The 15007-nt window shown below is 60.0% G+C and carries 15 protein-coding genes; 6 read left to right on the top strand and 9 right to left on the bottom strand.

Annotated features, from left to right (window positions below; genetic code table 11):
* Positions 1-4 precede the first annotated feature (4 nt).
* Positions 5-979, bottom strand: a complete 975-nt coding sequence (locus tag B472_RS02005) for a tripartite tricarboxylate transporter substrate binding protein BugE (protein WP_019428162.1) — start codon at positions 977-979, stop codon at positions 5-7.
* Between the two features lie 150 nt (positions 980-1129).
* On the opposite strand from B472_RS02005, the gene B472_RS02010 reads away from it, so the two are divergent.
* A complete protein-coding gene (locus B472_RS02010) occupies positions 1130-2047 on the top strand; it encodes an AEC family transporter (RefSeq protein ID WP_019428163.1) in 918 nt (305 codons plus the stop codon).
* A 12-nt stretch (positions 2048-2059) separates the two neighbouring features.
* Here B472_RS02010 and queG read toward each other — a convergent pair whose 3' ends face one another.
* The gene (gene queG, locus B472_RS02015; protein ID WP_019428164.1) at positions 2060-3139 is read right to left on the bottom strand and encodes a tRNA epoxyqueuosine(34) reductase QueG; all 1080 of its coding nucleotides are present in this window, start codon (positions 3137-3139) and stop codon (positions 2060-2062) included.
* Here queG and tsaE point away from each other — a divergent pair.
* Both tsaE and B472_RS02025 read left to right on the top strand, forming a co-directional pair.
* The gene (gene tsaE, locus B472_RS02020) at positions 3095-3727 is read left to right on the top strand and encodes a tRNA (adenosine(37)-N6)-threonylcarbamoyltransferase complex ATPase subunit type 1 TsaE (protein WP_050995476.1); all 633 of its coding nucleotides are present in this window, start codon (positions 3095-3097) and stop codon (positions 3725-3727) included. The genes queG and tsaE overlap by 45 nt on opposite strands.
* Positions 3717-5129 (top strand): N-acetylmuramoyl-L-alanine amidase, encoded by a 1413-nt coding sequence (locus B472_RS02025; protein ID WP_019428166.1) that lies wholly within the window; start codon positions 3717-3719, stop codon positions 5127-5129. Before tsaE ends, B472_RS02025 begins: the two co-directional genes overlap by 11 nt.
* A 17-nt stretch (positions 5130-5146) precedes the next feature.
* On the opposite strand, the gene B472_RS02030 is transcribed toward B472_RS02025, so the two are convergent.
* Positions 5147-5785, bottom strand: a complete 639-nt coding sequence (locus B472_RS02030) for a DedA family protein (RefSeq protein WP_019428167.1) — start codon at positions 5783-5785, stop codon at positions 5147-5149.
* A gap of 37 nt (positions 5786-5822) precedes the next feature.
* Between B472_RS02030 and mutL the strand changes: the two genes are divergently transcribed.
* The 3 genes from mutL to miaA are packed head-to-tail and all read left to right on the top strand — an operon-like array spanning position 5823 to position 10054.
* Complete coding sequence (gene mutL / locus B472_RS02035; protein WP_019428168.1) at positions 5823-7808, top strand: DNA mismatch repair endonuclease MutL; 1986 nt, start codon at positions 5823-5825, stop codon at positions 7806-7808.
* Positions 7808-9031 (top strand): Bcr/CflA family efflux MFS transporter, encoded by a 1224-nt coding sequence (locus B472_RS02040; protein WP_019428169.1) that lies wholly within the window; start codon positions 7808-7810, stop codon positions 9029-9031. Before mutL ends, B472_RS02040 begins: the two co-directional genes overlap by 1 nt.
* 36 nt (positions 9032-9067) lie before the next feature.
* Positions 9068-10054 carry a tRNA (adenosine(37)-N6)-dimethylallyltransferase MiaA gene (miaA, locus tag B472_RS02045; RefSeq protein WP_019428170.1) on the top strand — a complete coding sequence of 329 codons (987 nt, stop codon included), beginning with the start codon at positions 9068-9070 and terminating at the stop codon, positions 10052-10054.
* On the opposite strand, the gene arfB is transcribed toward miaA, so the two are convergent.
* From arfB to B472_RS02075, 6 genes are read right to left on the bottom strand one after another with little or no spacing between them, the layout of a single operon-like run.
* Positions 10051-10458 carry an alternative ribosome rescue aminoacyl-tRNA hydrolase ArfB gene (gene arfB / locus B472_RS02050; protein ID WP_019428171.1) on the bottom strand — a complete coding sequence of 136 codons (408 nt, stop codon included), beginning with the start codon at positions 10456-10458 and terminating at the stop codon, positions 10051-10053. The two genes, miaA and arfB, sit on opposite strands and share 4 nt — an antisense overlap.
* Positions 10459-10476: 18 nt before the next feature.
* The gene (locus B472_RS02055) at positions 10477-11016 is read right to left on the bottom strand and encodes a DUF1178 family protein (RefSeq protein ID WP_026039776.1); all 540 of its coding nucleotides are present in this window, start codon (positions 11014-11016) and stop codon (positions 10477-10479) included.
* A gap of 40 nt (positions 11017-11056) precedes the next feature.
* Positions 11057-11641 (bottom strand): NUDIX domain-containing protein, encoded by a 585-nt coding sequence (locus B472_RS02060; RefSeq protein WP_019428173.1) that lies wholly within the window; start codon positions 11639-11641, stop codon positions 11057-11059.
* A 28-nt stretch (positions 11642-11669) separates the two neighbouring features.
* Complete coding sequence (locus B472_RS02065) at positions 11670-11972, bottom strand: DUF2818 family protein (RefSeq protein WP_019428174.1); 303 nt, start codon at positions 11970-11972, stop codon at positions 11670-11672.
* Between the two features lie 18 nt (positions 11973-11990).
* Entirely contained in the window at positions 11991-13478 is a 1488-nt protein-coding gene (gene nuoN / locus B472_RS02070; RefSeq protein ID WP_019428175.1) for an NADH-quinone oxidoreductase subunit NuoN, read from the bottom strand.
* A 51-nt stretch (positions 13479-13529) separates the two neighbouring features.
* Positions 13530-15005 (bottom strand): NADH-quinone oxidoreductase subunit M, encoded by a 1476-nt coding sequence (locus B472_RS02075; protein ID WP_026039777.1) that lies wholly within the window; start codon positions 15003-15005, stop codon positions 13530-13532.
* Positions 15006-15007: the final 2 nt, after the last annotated feature.

Genomic DNA, 15007 nt, shown 5'->3' on the forward strand with positions numbered 1-15007 from the left:
ACGATCAGTCCAGCTTGAGTTTTTGCTGGTCCACGACTTTTTTGTACACCTCGAACTCGGCCTTGATCTGGGCCGTGAACTCTTCAGGCGTGTTGGCCACCACCAAAGAGCCTGTGTCGTTGATGCGCTTGGTCACACCCGGCTCTTGCAGGGCTTTCTTCACGCCCGCGCTGATTTTGTCGACCACTTCCTTGGGCAGGTTCTTGGGGCCCAAGATGCCGTAGTAGGCCATGCGGTTGACAGGCTCCAGACCCACTTCTTTGAATGTGGGCACGTTGGGCAACTGCGAGAGGCGCTGGGGCGCAGCGACCACGATGGGCACCAAACGGCCAGACTGGATGAAGGGCAAAGCCGATGGCAAATTGTCAAAAATGATCGGCACTTGGCCTGCCACGGTGTCGTTCAGAGCCGGGCCCGCGCCACGGTAGGGAATGTGCGTGATGAAGGTGCCGGTCAGGCTCTTCCACAACTCGGTTTGCAAGTGGCCGATGCCGCCAGTGCCCGAGGAGGAGTAGGAGTATTTGCCGGGGTTCTTGCGGACTTCAGCGAGAAAGCCTGCGTAATCCTTGGCCGGGAAACTGGGGTGCACGGCGATCACGTTGGGTGTGGCCGCAATGTTGATGATGGGGGTGAAGTCGGTCAGGACGTTGTACGGAATTTTGGGGTTGATGGCCGGGTTGGCCGCAGTGGTCGACACCGTGGCCATGCCCAGGTTGTAGCCATCGGGCGCTGAGCGCGCGGTCTCGGTCGCACCCACCACGCCACCGCCACCGGCTTTGTTTTCAACAATCACGCTCTGGCCCAGGGCTTTGCCCAAGGGCTCGGCAATCACGCGGGCCACGATGTCGGTCGTGCCGCCAGGTGCAAACGGCACTTGCAACCTGATGGTTTTGTTTGGATAAGCCTGAGCCAAGACGGAACCGCTGGCCAACACCGTTGCGGCCAAACCGGCCACAGCCACAAAAGAACGACGCTTCATGCAGAAAACTCCTTTAAAGAGGGAACATCATAGAGAAAAATGAAAGGGCATGAGGGGGAGTCAAGCCAAAAAACAATCTGAAGGCCATGCATTCAAACCCAGGTGACAGGGTGTGACTTGTCTACGCCCAGCGTTTGTTATCCTAGTCGAGTGAACTTTGCAGAACTTCTCTTCCCCGATTTTTCCTTGATCTTGTGCGGCTATTTGATCTGCCGCTTCACGGCCTTGAACCGTCCGGTCTGGCAACAAGTCGAAAGCTTGGTTTATTTTTTCCTGTTTCCAGTGCTGCTGTTTCACTCGATTGTGAAAAGCCCACTCGACGTGGTGGCGACCTCCAGCTTGATCGGCGCAGGCTTGAGTCTGGCGGCCTGCAGCATTTTGTTGTCTTACACCCTGCCCTACTGGCCCATCATTGGATCTCGGCTGGACCGGCGCGACCACGCCGCCAGCGCCCAAGTGGCATTTCGCTTCAATTCTTTCATTGGCTTGGCTTTGGCAGAGCGCTTGGCAGGTCCTCAGGGCTTGGTGCTGATTGCGGTCCTGATCGGATTTTGTGTGCCCTTGTTCAACATCGGGGCTGTTTGGCCCATGGCCAGGCAAGCCAATACCGGTTTCCTGCGCGAATTGGTACGCAACCCCTTGATCGTGGCCACCGCCACAGGGTTGGCCGCCAATTTACTGGGCTTTCGCATGCCCGGTTGGATCGAACCCAGTGTCAGTCGGATTGGCTCGGCCTCTTTGGCACTGGGCTTGATGGCCGCAGGTGCTGGCATGCAAATGGACTCTTTGCGTCAAGGTAAATTGCTGGGCGCCTGCGTGCTGACGATCAAGCACTTGGTCATGCCATTGATCGCATTGGGCATGTGCGTGCTGTTCCAACTCGACACGGTGCAGTCCACCATTTTGTTGGCTTTTTCGGCGCTGCCCACAGCATCGACTTGTTATGTTCTGGCCGCCCGGATGGGCTACAACGGGCCCTATGTCGCCGGCTTGGTGACCCTGTCCACCCTCGGTGGCATGCTGAGCCTGCCATTTGCCCTGGGCGTGCTGCGCAACCATGTGCTCTAGCGCTTGAGCGCTTCAAGCTCTCGCCAAAGACCAAGCCACTTGCTCTTGCACCACCGGGTCTGGGTGCTGAGCCCAAGCGGTCAAGGTTTGCCGCAAATCTTCACGCTCTTGCGCCTGCAATGACTGCGACGACAAGGCGTTGCCCGCAGCCAAGGCCACATTGCGCAGCCAACGGCCGTGACCGATGCGGCGAATCGCGCTGCCTTCGGTACGGCGCAAGAATTCAGCTTCACTCCAGCGCATCAAATCGGCGATGCTGGACGCGCCCAAACCTTCTCGGGTTTGCCAGTCCGGCACGGCACTGACTTGTGCGAACTTGTTCCAGGGGCATGCCAGCTGGCAGTCGTCACAGCCGTAGATGCGGTTGCCAATCAACGGACGCAAGGCTTCGTCGATCGGGCCCTCGTGCTCGATCGTGAGGTATGAGATACAGCGCCGCGCATCCAACTGGTATGGCCCCACGATGGCTTGTGTCGGACACAGGTCCATGCAAGCGGTGCACTGGCCACAATGCGCCGACGTGGCGGCAGTCTCGGGCAACGCGAAATCCACAAACAATTCGCCCAAGAAAAACATCGATCCCGCCTCGCGGGAGAGGACCAAGGTGTGCTTGCCACGCCAACCCAAGCCACTGCGGGTGGCCAACTCGGCCTCCATCACGGGGGCCGAGTCGGTGAACACACGGTGGCCAAAGGGGCCAATCGCGTCGGCAATGCGGTCCTGCAGCTTTTGCAGCCGACTGCGCAAAACCTTGTGGTAATCACGCCCACGGGCGTAGAGCGACACCACCGCCTCGCCCGGTTGCAAGAGGCGGTCGGTTTCTCGGGCCAGCCAGTCGGTCGGCGTGCCCTGAGGCAAGTAATCCATGCGGGCGGTGATCACACTCACCGTGCCCGGCTGCAGCTCGGCCGGGCGGGCGCGCTTCAAGCCGTGGCTTTGCATGTAAGCCATGCTGCCGTGAAATCCCGCGTCCAACCAAGCCTGTAAACCGGGCTCTGCCGAGGACAAATCGATACCGCTCACGCCAATTTGGGACAATCCGCACTCATGCGCCCAGATCTGGATCTGGGGCCACAGTTCAAGAAGGTCCATTTGAGTACGTTGAGCAGTCACCCGCCGATTGTAGAAAGCCCCAACACCGCCGCGCATTGGGAGGGGTTGTGGCCAGACGAAACCGCCACGCAACGCTTTGCCGTGCACTTGGCGCAGGGTCTGCAAAACTGGCCCGGCGGGCGCGATGCGCGCATCGAACTGCGTGGCAATCTGGGCGCCGGCAAAACCACGCTGGTGCGCCACCTGCTGCGAGCAGCCGGGGTGCAAGGTCGCATCAAAAGCCCGACCTATGCCGTGGTCGAGCCGCACCAGGCGGGCGCGGGCGATTCGGCTTGGCCCATTTGGCATTTTGACTTTTACCGTTTCAACGACCCGCAAGAATGGGAAGACGCAGGCTTCAGAGACATCTTTGCCGGACCAGGACTCAAACTCATGGAATGGCCGGACAAGGTGGCCGGTCAATTGCCGCCGCCAGATTGGGTGATTGCGCTGGAGACGATCGACGAAGACCAGCGCCTGGTCAGCATCAGCGCACAGACGACAGCAGGTCAAGTTTGGTTGGATGCATGGCTGAATTCCAACCCATCGCCCAAGCCACCAGCGACTGGAGCCCTCCATGCGTCATGACCGGCGCCGCCTGATCAAGGCTGGTTTTTTGGTGCTCAGCCTGGGTGCGGCACAACTGGCCCGGGGGGCCAACATGTTGGCGGTACGCATCTGGCCTGCCCCCGACTACAGCCGGGTCACGCTCGAGTCTGACGCTCCGATCAAAACCACGCAAACCTTTGTGGCATCGCCCCCGCGTTTGGCCGTTGACATCGAAGGCATGCAGCTGAACCCTGCCTTGCGTGAATTGGTGGGCAAAGTTCAGGCCTCAGACCCCAACATTGCCGGTATTCGGGTGGCCCAGTACAGCGCCAACGTGGTGCGCATGGTGATCGACCTGAAGCACCCCATCACACCGCAGGTTTTCAGCCTCACGCCCGTGGCGCCCTATGCCCACCGCCTGGTGTTAGACCTTTACCCTGTGCAAGCGATCGATCCGCTGGAGCAATTGATCCAGCAGCGCATGGCGCCCTCCGTGCCCGCAACTGCCCTGGGACTGCCTTCTGGCCCCGCTTCGGTCAACGACCCCTTGGGGGAGTTGATCGCCCGCCAAAGCCAGTCATCGTCCAGTGCAGCCCTACCCGCGCCGATGCCACCGGCGCCCAGTGTCACCACACGTCGCCAAGACGTGCTGTCCAAACCCGAGACCTTCATGGACAGCCCTGGCCGAGCGCCGCCATCCGCTGCGCAAGACCGCACCGACCGGCTGATCGTGATCGCGCTCGACCCGGGCCACGGCGGTGAAGACCCGGGCGCGATTGGCCCCGGCGGCACCCGAGAAAAAGACGTGGTGCTCAACATCGCCAAGATGCTGCGCGACCGCATCAATGCCAGCAGCGTGAATGGCAACCCCATGCGCGCTTACCTGACCCGAGACGCGGACTTTTTCATCCCGCTGCATGTGCGGGTACAAAAAGCCAGGCGTGTGCAAGCGGACTTGTTTGTCAGCATCCATGCTGACGCTTTTTTCACACCGCAGGCGCGGGGAGCGAGCGTGTTTGCGCTCAGCCAAGGCGCAGCCAGCAGCGCGGCAGCGCGTTGGATGGCGCAAAAAGAAAACCAAGCCGATCTGATTGGCGGCATGAACCTCGGCGGTCAAGACAACCAAGTGCAGCGCGCCCTGCTGGACATGAGCACGGCCGCGCAAATCAAAGACAGTTTGCAATTGGGAAACCAGCTGCTGCGAGAAATCGGCAGCGTGGGCCGACTGCACAAGCCGCGCGTGGAGCAGGCGGGTTTTGCCGTGCTCAAAGCCCCTGACATTCCCAGCGTTCTGGTGGAGACGGCCTTCATCAGCAATCCGGAGGAAGAGGAAAAACTGCGCAGCGAGGCTTATCAAAAGCAACTGACAGAGGCCTTGATGCGGGGCATCCAGCAGTATTTTTCACGCAACCCGCCGTTGGCGCGAAACCGGGGCCTTTGAACCCCAAAGTCCGCCACTCATGCGGACTGACGCGCTTTCCAGGCTCCGAACACGGCCATCAGGCCAGGCACGATGATCAGCGCCCAAATGATTTTGGAGAGATGCTCTTGCACGATGGGCAGGTTGCCAAACCAATAGCCCGCCAACAACAAACCCACCACCCAAATCAGCGCCCCCACCACGTTGAAAAAGGTGAATTTGCTGCGGGTCATCTCGGCCACACCCGCCACAAAGGGCACAAAAGTGCGGACAAAAGGCATGAAGCGGGCCAAGATGATGGTGATGCCGCCATGTTTTTCGTAAAAGGCATGGGCTTGGTCAAAACCCCTGCGGCTGAAAAATCGGGACTCTTCCCATTGAAAAACCCGAGGCCCAAAATATCGGCCAATGGTGTAATTCATCTGGTCACCCAAAATGGCCGCGGCCAACAGCAAGCCCATGACCAGGGGCAAATTCATCAGCCCCGCGCCGCACATGGCCCCCACGATGAAAAGCAAGGAGTCACCGGGCAAAAACGGCATGACCACCACGCCAGTTTCTACAAAAATGATGATGAAAAGCAAAGCGTACACCCAAGCCCCGTGTTGGGCCACAAAGGCCTCCAGGTAACGGTCGACGTGGAGAATGAAATCAACGAGTTGCAAAAGGATGTCCATGTCAGGATTATCCCCTGCAAGGCCCTAAAATCAGCCAGTGACCTCCCAACAGACCCCGGCTCCCGCGCGCCGCCCCATCCGCGAACTCCCCGATGAACTGATCAGCCAAATCGCCGCTGGCGAAGTGGTTGAACGCCCCGCATCGGTGGTTCGCGAGCTGGTCGACAACGCCATGGACGCGGGCGCTCGCAGCATCACGCTGCGCTTGATGGGTGGCGGCACGCGCCTGATTTCGGTCGAAGACGACGGCGGCGGCATCGCGCCAGACGAGCTGGCCACGGCCTTGAAACGCCACGCCACCAGCAAAATCGGCAACCTCGATGAGCTCGAATCGGTGATGACCATGGGTTTCAGGGGGGAGGCTCTGGCGGCCATCAACTCGGTGTCAGAGCTGACCCTGCACTCTCGGATGGATGGCCAAGCCACCGCCTTTGCCTTGGATGGCCGCACCGGTGAGATCCGCCCCACCGCCCGGGCCGTGGGCACCACGGTGGAGGTGAAAGAGCTGTTTTTCTCAACCCCTGCCCGCCGCAAATTTTTGAAAAGCGACAGCACCGAGTTGGCGCACTGTATTGAGGCGGTCCGCCGCCACGCATTGGCCCGCCCCGACGTCGGCTTCGCCATTTGGCATGAAGGCAAACTGGTCGAGCAGTGGCGCGTGCACCCCGGCGCTTCGGGCCTGGAACAACGCTTGGCCGATGTATTGGGCGAAGACTTCGTGGCGCAATCCATCCCCGTGGCCTACAACGCGGGTCCGCTCAAAGTGATCGGCCGTGCTGGTTTGCCAGACGCTGCCCGCTCACGACCCGACCACCAGTTTGCTTATGTGAATGGGCGTTTTGTGCGCGACAAGGTGGTCATGCACGGTGCGCGAAGCGCCTACGAAGACGTCCTTCACGGTCAGAAACAACCGGCCTACGCGCTGTTCATGCAGATCGACCCCAGCTTGGTCGATGTGAATGTGCACCCGACCAAAATCGAAGTGCGTTTCAGAGACAGCCGTGCCGTGCACCAAGCCGTGCGGCATGCCCTTGAGAACGCGCTGGCCGCGCCGCGCGCCCACCTGCTGGCCGATGCACCCAACGACGCCGACAGCGCTTTTGACCTGAAAGCCTCTGCGCCCAAAGCCCTGCCCGAATCGGCCAGCTGGCAGCAAGGCGGCATGGCTTTCGAGCGCTCTGGCCCTTCGACTTTTTCGGCACCCAGCTACAAACCCGCCGACTTTGTGCGCCCCCGCGTGGACGGCGAGCAGGCCATGGCTGACCTGAAGGCGCTTTGGAACCCGCCTGTGCGCGGCGAAGACCTGAGCGCTCAAGAAGCCCGGCCCGCCGATTGGCCAGCACCTTTCGCGGTCGGAGACCCTTCGCTGGCAGGGGCAAGCTCCGACAAGGGTATGGAAACGCCATCCCCCCTGCCCGAAGGCGACTGGCCCCTGGGCCGCGCCATCGCCCAACTGCACGGCGTCTACATCCTGGCCGAAAACAAACAAGGCTTGGTGGTGGTGGACATGCACGCCGCGCACGAGCGCATCGTGTACGAGCGCCTGAAAAACCAACTCAACGCGCAAGGCAGCGAAGGCCCGCGCATCGCCAGCCAACCGCTTTTGATCCCGGCCACCTTTGCCGCCAACCCGACCGAAGTGGCCACCGCCGAAGCCTGCTTGGAGGTGCTGGCGCAACTGGGCCTCGAAATCTCTCCCCTCTCGGCCAAAACCTTGGCCGTGCGCGCCGTGCCCACCAGCCTGGCGCAAGGCGATGCGGTCGAGTTGGCCCGCAGTGTGCTGGCCGAGTTGGCCCAGCACGATGCCAGCACGGTGGTTCAACGCGCCCAAAATGAAATTTTGGCGACCATGGCTTGCCACGGTGCTGTCCGCGCCAATCGCCGTCTGACGCTGGATGAAATGAACGGCTTGTTGCGCCAAATGGAAGACACCGAACGCTCTGACCAATGCAACCATGGCCGCCCCACCTGGCGGCAGATGAGCATGCGTGATCTCGACGCGCTGTTTCTGCGAGGTCGTTGATGCGCCCCCAACTCATTGTCCTGTTGCTGGCCCTGCTGCTCGGCCTGCAACCGGTGACCACGGACCTTTATTTACCCGCCTTGCCCGCCATCACCGAAGGTTTTGGGGCCAACATGGGCCAAGCTCAGCTCACCCTGACTGCTTTGCTGCTGGCCTTTGGCCTGTCGCAGTTGGTGTGGGGCCCCATGTCCGACCGCTTTGGTCGCCGACCCATCCTGCTGTGGGGCATGGCCGCTTACGTGCTCGCTTCGATTGCCTGCGCTTTCGCCCCCAACATGGCCTGGTTGATCGCAGGCCGCGCCCTGCAAGGCGTGGCCATGGGTGCAGGAGTCATGGCCGCGCGGGCGGTGGTTCGTGACCTTTACGCCCCGGCACAAGGCGCCACCGTCATGTCGCAAGCCTTGACGGGTTTGGGCATCATCGCCTGCACTTGCGCGCCCATTGGCGGCATCTTGACGGATGCGCTGGGCTGGCGCGTGGCCCTTTTGACGCTGGCTGTTTTTGGAGCCATCACCTTGGGTTTGCTGCTTTGGTGCTTTGAGGAAACCTTGGCCCAGCCGAACCCCAAGGCCCTGCAACTGCGCCAACTTTTACGGGCCAATTGGGAAATTGCGCAGCACCCCACCTTCCGTGCTTGGAGTGCCTTGTCCACCGGCGCTTACATGGGTTTGTTCACATTTCTGGCCTGCTCCTCTTTTGTCTTCACGCGCAGCATGGGTTACAGCAAAACGGCCTATGGGTTTTTCATGCTCAGCATGTCGCTGTCCTACATCGTGGGCACTTTTTGGTGCCGCTGGATGCTCCGGCGCACCAGCGTGCACCGCACCGTGGGGATTGCCGCCTTTTTGACCTTGTCCGGCGGCGTCAGCATGGCCGCTTTGGCCTACGCAGGCCAAGGCCAGGACTGGTATGGCGCTGCCAGTGTGATGGGCCCGATTTACCTGTTCATGTTGGGACACGGCGTGCACCAGTCTTGCGGTCAAAGCGGTGCGGTCAGTCCGTTCCCCGAGCGGGCTGGGACAGCCTCGGCCTTGAACGGCTTTTTGATGATGGCGGGTGCTTTTTTCATGGGCAGCTGGCTGGGTACGCAGATGCATGAGCCCGTCTTTGCCTTGGCCCACGGCCTGCTGCTGTGGAGCGTGTTCATCGCCTTGGTGTCTTGGACTTTGGTGCAGCGCCATGGGCGCTCGATCGCCCTGCACACCCAAGCCGCAAGCGCCTGAGCACCCAGCCTTCACCCAGTCCATGGTCTGCATCACATGATCTCCAGCCAGCCCACGCCCAATGGCTTGCATCGAACCGACCGGTCGGTGGATGCCATCGCGATCGTCGGCCCCACCGCCAGCGGCAAAACAGCGGCAGCCTTGGCATTGGCCGAAAGCTTGGTGCCCCAAGGCGGCGCAGAAATCATCAGCATCGATTCAGCCTTGGTTTACCGTGGCATGGACATTGGCACGGCCAAGCCCAGTCGCCAAGAGTTGGCAGCCGTGCCCCACCACCTGATCGACACCCTGGACCCGCTGCAAAGCTACAGCGCTGCCGAGTTCGCCAAAGACGCCTCTCGGCTGATTCAGGACATCCGAGCCCGCGGCAAAACGCCGCTTTTGGTGGGCGGCACGATGCTGTACCTGAAAGCCCTGCTCGAAGGCTTGAACGACATCCCCTCAGCCGACCCCGAGATCCGCGCCCAAATTCATCATGAAGCCGAACACATCGGCTGGCCGGCCCTGCACGCCAAGCTGGCCCAAGTGGACCCCCAGACCGCCGCACGCTTGGCCCCCGGTGACAGCCAGCGCATTGGCCGGGCGTTGGAAGTCTGGACCGCCACCGGCCAAACCCTCACCTCTTTTCATCAACGCGCCAAAGCCCACGCGCCCGATTGGCACATTCCGGTCATCAGCCTGGAACCGCAAGACCGCACTTGGTTGCACCAACGCATCGCACTGCGCTTTGAGCAGATGATGGCGGCAGGCTTCATGGACGAAGTCAAAGCCCTGCGCGCACGCGGCGACTTGCACCCTGACTTGCCTTCGATGCGCTGCGTGGGTTACCGACAAGCGTGGGAAGGCCTGGACGCAAACTGGCGCGAAGCCGATATCTTGGCGCGCGGCATCTTCGCCACGCGCCAACTGGCCAAGCGGCAAATCACTTGGCTGCGCAGCATGCCCGATCGCCTGCTTGTCTTGGCCGATGCACCGGATGCGCTGAATGTCGTCTTGCGCACAGCCAAACCACTGGGCTGCTAATCGCCCGCCTCTTTGCGACGACCACTTTTGATCTTGGCCTGAATCGACTTGCCCTCCAGCCGCCTTTGCACCGAGCCATAAGTGGGCTTGGTGGCCTTGCGGGGTTTGGGCGGCTTGGCGTACAAATCCAGTGTTTCATAGAGCCGTGCCCAAGCATCGACCCGATTGGCCTCTTGGGTGCGGTGGCGCTGGGCCTTCAGGATGAATTCCCCGTCCAAGGTCAAGCGGCTGTCACCCGACTGGAGCCAGCGCTGCTTGACATCGTCGGGCAAGCCCGAATGGGCGACGTCAAAACGCAGTTGGATGGCGCTGGAGACTTTGTTGACGTTCTGCCCACCTGGCCCTTGCGCACGGATGGCAGAGAGTTCAACTTCAGCGTCGTCAATGTGCAGGGTGTGCTTCATGCGCCGCAGCAGCTGCCATTACTGCAGCGGCCCCTTGAGGTTGTCCGGCACGGGCAAAGCCATCACCTCGATGCCTTCATCGATCAGTGCTTCGGTCTCTTCACGCGTGGCCTGCCCGCGTATGTTGCGCTCTTCGCTTTCGCCGTAATGGATCTTTCGAGCCTCTTCGGCAAATTGCGAACCCACATCTTCGGTATTGGCCATGACGTGCCGGACCATGTTCACCATGGCTGCCTGAATTTGTTGCAAACTGGGCTGCGCAAGTTCGGTCTGAGCCTCAGGAACTGCAGGCGCTGCAACTTCAGAACGCGTTGCGGAGACGTTGGCAGAAGTTCCAGCACCGGCCGCAGGCCCACCGCCCTGCCCTGGCGGAAAAGCCGGGGCTGTGCCATGGCCCAGATTCAGGCGCGGCGCTGACAGCATTTTGGTGATTTCGCTGTCGCTGCAAACGGGGCACGTGACCAAACCCCGCTCACGCTGTGCATCGTAGTCGGCCTGAGAGCCAAACCAGCCTTCAAAGCTGTGGCCAAAGCGGCATTGCAAGTCGAGGACTTTCATGGGCTTGTCTTCAGGGTGGTGAGGGCTTTGCGGCAAACCATCAGGCTGGGGTTTGCCACTGCAGGGGCCACAGGCCCGATTGGACATTTTGCAACCAGAGCAGACCCGTCAAAGTCTTGGCATCGGTCAAGAGGCCTTGCTGGCAAGCAGCCATCAATTCAGCCGGGGTGGCGGTGAACACATCCAAAAACTCATCGGTGTCCAATTGACGTTCGCCCAAAGTCAGCTCTTTGGCAAACCAAATCTCGATGACCTCGGTCGAATACCCGATGACCGGGTGCAAGACCCCAGCCCGCGCCCATTGGCGGGCGGTGTAACCGGTCTCTTCCAGCAGTTCGCGTTGGGCGCACAGCCAGGGGTCCTCGCCGGGGTCGAGCTTGCCGGCCGGAAACTCGGTCATGACCTGTCCGACAGGGTAGCGAAACTGCCGCTCCATCACCAAGCGCAGGCCATCGGGTGTGTCGAGCATGGGAATGACCATCACCGCACCAGGGTGCACCACGTATTCACGGGTGGCCAGGTTTTGGTTGGGCAGTTGAACGGTGTCGCGCAGCACATGCAAAAAATGCCCGCGCAAGAGTTCTTCGCGCTGAACCCGGTGTTCGATCAGATGGTCGTCAGACATGCCAACAAGGTTGAGGGCTGTGCTGCGCTCAGTGTTTGCGGTGCATCAGGTAGCGGTAAACAAAACCCGGAAAAGCCAAGGTGACGAACATGGTGCCGGTCACCGCATAAAACTCCCAGCCTTGAGGCGCGATTTGGCCAGCATGGTTTTCCAAGGCCAAGCCCACACCGCCCACCACAAAGTACAACATCACCAACTCGCCTAAACGCCAAACCAAAGGCTTTGTAAGCCGCTGTGGTCCCAACAACAAAATGCGTTGGTTGATGAAGGGCACATTGGCCGCCACCAAAGCCAAAAGGATCAAACCGACGATTTGAGTGGAGGTGTTCATGCTGCTGTGTTGGGGCGCTCAGACCGCCAGCATACGCACGATCGAATCTGCGCACAAAGCCATGAGAGCGCCGGGGAAAATGCCCAACAACAAAACCAGCAAACCGTTGGTGGACAAGACCAAGCGCACATCCAGCGAAGCCGACACGGTGGTGGCGGTGACGGGCTCGTCAAAATACATGACCTTGACCACACGCAGGTAGTAGAAAGCACCGATGAGCGACATGATGACGGCAAAGATGGCCAAGCCGATGTAGAAAGCCTGACCGGAGGCCACCAACGACTGCAGCACCGACAACTTGGCGTAAAAACCGACCATGGGCGGGATGCCCGCCATGGAGAACAGGCAGATCGCCATCACACCCGCATACAAGGGGCTGCGCTGGTTCAGACCCGCCAGGTCGGTGATCTCTTCGCTTTCAAAACCTTGACGGGCCAGCAGCATGATGATGCCGAAGGCCGCCAGCGTGGTCAGCACATAGGACACCATGTAGAACATGGCCGAGCTGTAGGCGTTGGCGGCCAAGGTGGTTTCGCCATTGATGACGCCCGCCACAAAGCCCAACAGCACAAAACCCATTTGAGAGATGGTCGAATAGGCCAACATGCGCTTGAGGTTGGTCTGGGCGATGGCCGCCAAGTTACCAATCAGCAAAGAGCCAATCGCCAGCAGGGCCAACATTTGTTGCCAGTCAAAGGCCAAGGGCAGCATGCCCTCCACCAACAATCGCACCAAAATGGCAAACGCGGCCAACTTGGGCGCGCCACCGATCATCAAGGTGGCTGCGGTGGGGGCACCTTGGTACACGTCAGGAATCCACATGTGGAAGGGCACGGCACCGATCTTGAAGGCCAAGCCAGCCACGATGAAGACCAAACCGAACACCAGCACCTGATGGTTGACTTGACCTGAAGCAATGGCTTTGAGAACCGCCGAAAGCTCGAGGCTGCCAGTCGCACCGTACATCATCGACATGCCGTACAGCAAGAAGCCAGACGCCATCGCACCCAACACAAAGTACTTCATGGCCGCTTCGGTGGCTTGGGTATGGTCGCGGCGCAGCGCCACCAGGGCGTAGCTCGACAGGGTCAACAGTTCCAGACCCAAGTAAATCACAATGAAGTTCTGGCCCGAAATCATCATGCTCATGCCGAGCAAGGCGAACAAACTCAGGCTGAAAATTTCACCGCCGCGCATCATGTCACGGTCAGCAGCATAGGGGCGCGAATACACCAAGGTGACCATCACAGCGATGGTGGCAAAGCACTTGAGCCAATGGCCCATCGGGTCGCTGACCACCATGCGGCCAAAGCCATACAAAGTTTGACCCGCATCGGCATAAAAAGCGTGCAGCAAAGCGACGCCACCCAAAGAGGCAAGCGTCAACACGTAAGTACCGGTGCGCTTGGGGCTTTTCACGAAGAGGTCGGCCAGTGTCACCACGCAGGCCATGACCAGCAACACGATCTCCGGATACATCGTCATCCAGCTGGAGTTGTCCATCATCTGTGTTCTCTCAATTGTTCAATTCAGGCGAAACGCTCAGGGTCCTGCTGCTCAAGGCAGTTTGGACACAGCCACGTGCTTGAGCAAGTCCAGCACAGAGGCATCCATCACATCGGTGAACGGTTTGGGGTAGATGCCCATGTAGAGCACGGCCACGGCCAGCAAAGACAGCATCAGGAATTCTCGGGCGTTGATGTCGGTCAAGTCTTTGACATCGTCATTGGTCACGGGACCCAAATAAACGCGCTTGAACATCCACAAGGTGTAAGCCGCACCAAAGATCAGCGCTGAAGCGGCCAGCAAGCCGACCCAGAAGTTGAATTTCACGGCGCCCAAAATCACCATCCACTCGCCCACAAAGCCAGCAGTGCCGGGCAAGCCGGCGTTGGCCATGGCGAACAACAAGGCAAAAGCGGCGAACTTGGGCATGGTGTTGACCACGCCGCCGTAGCTGGCAATCTCACGCGAGTGCACCCGGTCGTACAAGACACCAATGCACAAGAACATGGCCGCAGAAACAAAACCGTGCGCGATCATCTGCACAATGCCGCCAGACACACCCAGCGGGTTGAAGATGAAAAAGCCCAAAGTGACAAAACCCATGTGCGCCACAGAGGAATAAGCCACCAACTTTTTCATGTCCTGCTGCACCATGGCGACCAAGCCCACATAGACCACAGCCACCAAGGACAAGACCACGATCAGCATGCCCCACTCACGGGCCGCATCTGGGGCAATGGGCATCGAAAACCTGAGGAAGCCATAGGCGCCCAGCTTCAGCATGATGGCGGCCAGCACGGCAGAGCCACCGGTCGGGGCTTCGACGTGCACATCGGGCAACCAGGTGTGGACCGGCCACATCGGCACCTTGACGGCAAAGGCCGCAAAGAAGGCAAAGAAGAGCAAGGTCTGTACGCCCCCTGCCAATGGCAACTTGTGCCAGGTCAGGATGTCAAAGCTGCCGCCGGATGTCACGTACAGATAGATCAAGGCGATCAGCATCAAGAGCGAGCCGAGCAAGGTGTACAAGAAAAACTTGAATGCCGCGTAAATTTTGTTGGGGCCGCCCCAAATGCCGATGATCAGGTACATCGGGATCAGGGTGGCTTCAAAGAACACATAGAACAAGATGCCGTCCAATGCACTGAACACGCCAATCATCAAGCCCGACAGGATCAGGAAAGCGGCCATGTACTGGTTGACTTTGCGGGTAATGACTTCCCAGCCCGCAATGACCACTACCACATTGATGAAGGCGGTCAAGGGGATCAGCCACAAAGAAATGCCGTCCACACCCAGGTGGTAGTGCACGTTGAAGCGCTCAATCCAAGAAAATTTCTCGACAAACTGCATCTCGGAGGTTCCGAGCTGAAAGCCCGAAATCAGAGGCAGTGTGACCAACAAACTGGCGATCGCGCCGACCAAGGCCAGCCAGCGCACTGCGCCGGCTTGGCTGTCGCGACCGAAGGCCAGCAAGATGACACCGAAAGCGATCGGCATCCAGATGGCAAGGCTTAACAATCCCATTT

This window comes from Limnohabitans sp. Rim28 (assembly GCF_000293865.2).
GTDB lineage: Bacteria > Pseudomonadota > Gammaproteobacteria > Burkholderiales > Burkholderiaceae_C > Limnohabitans_A.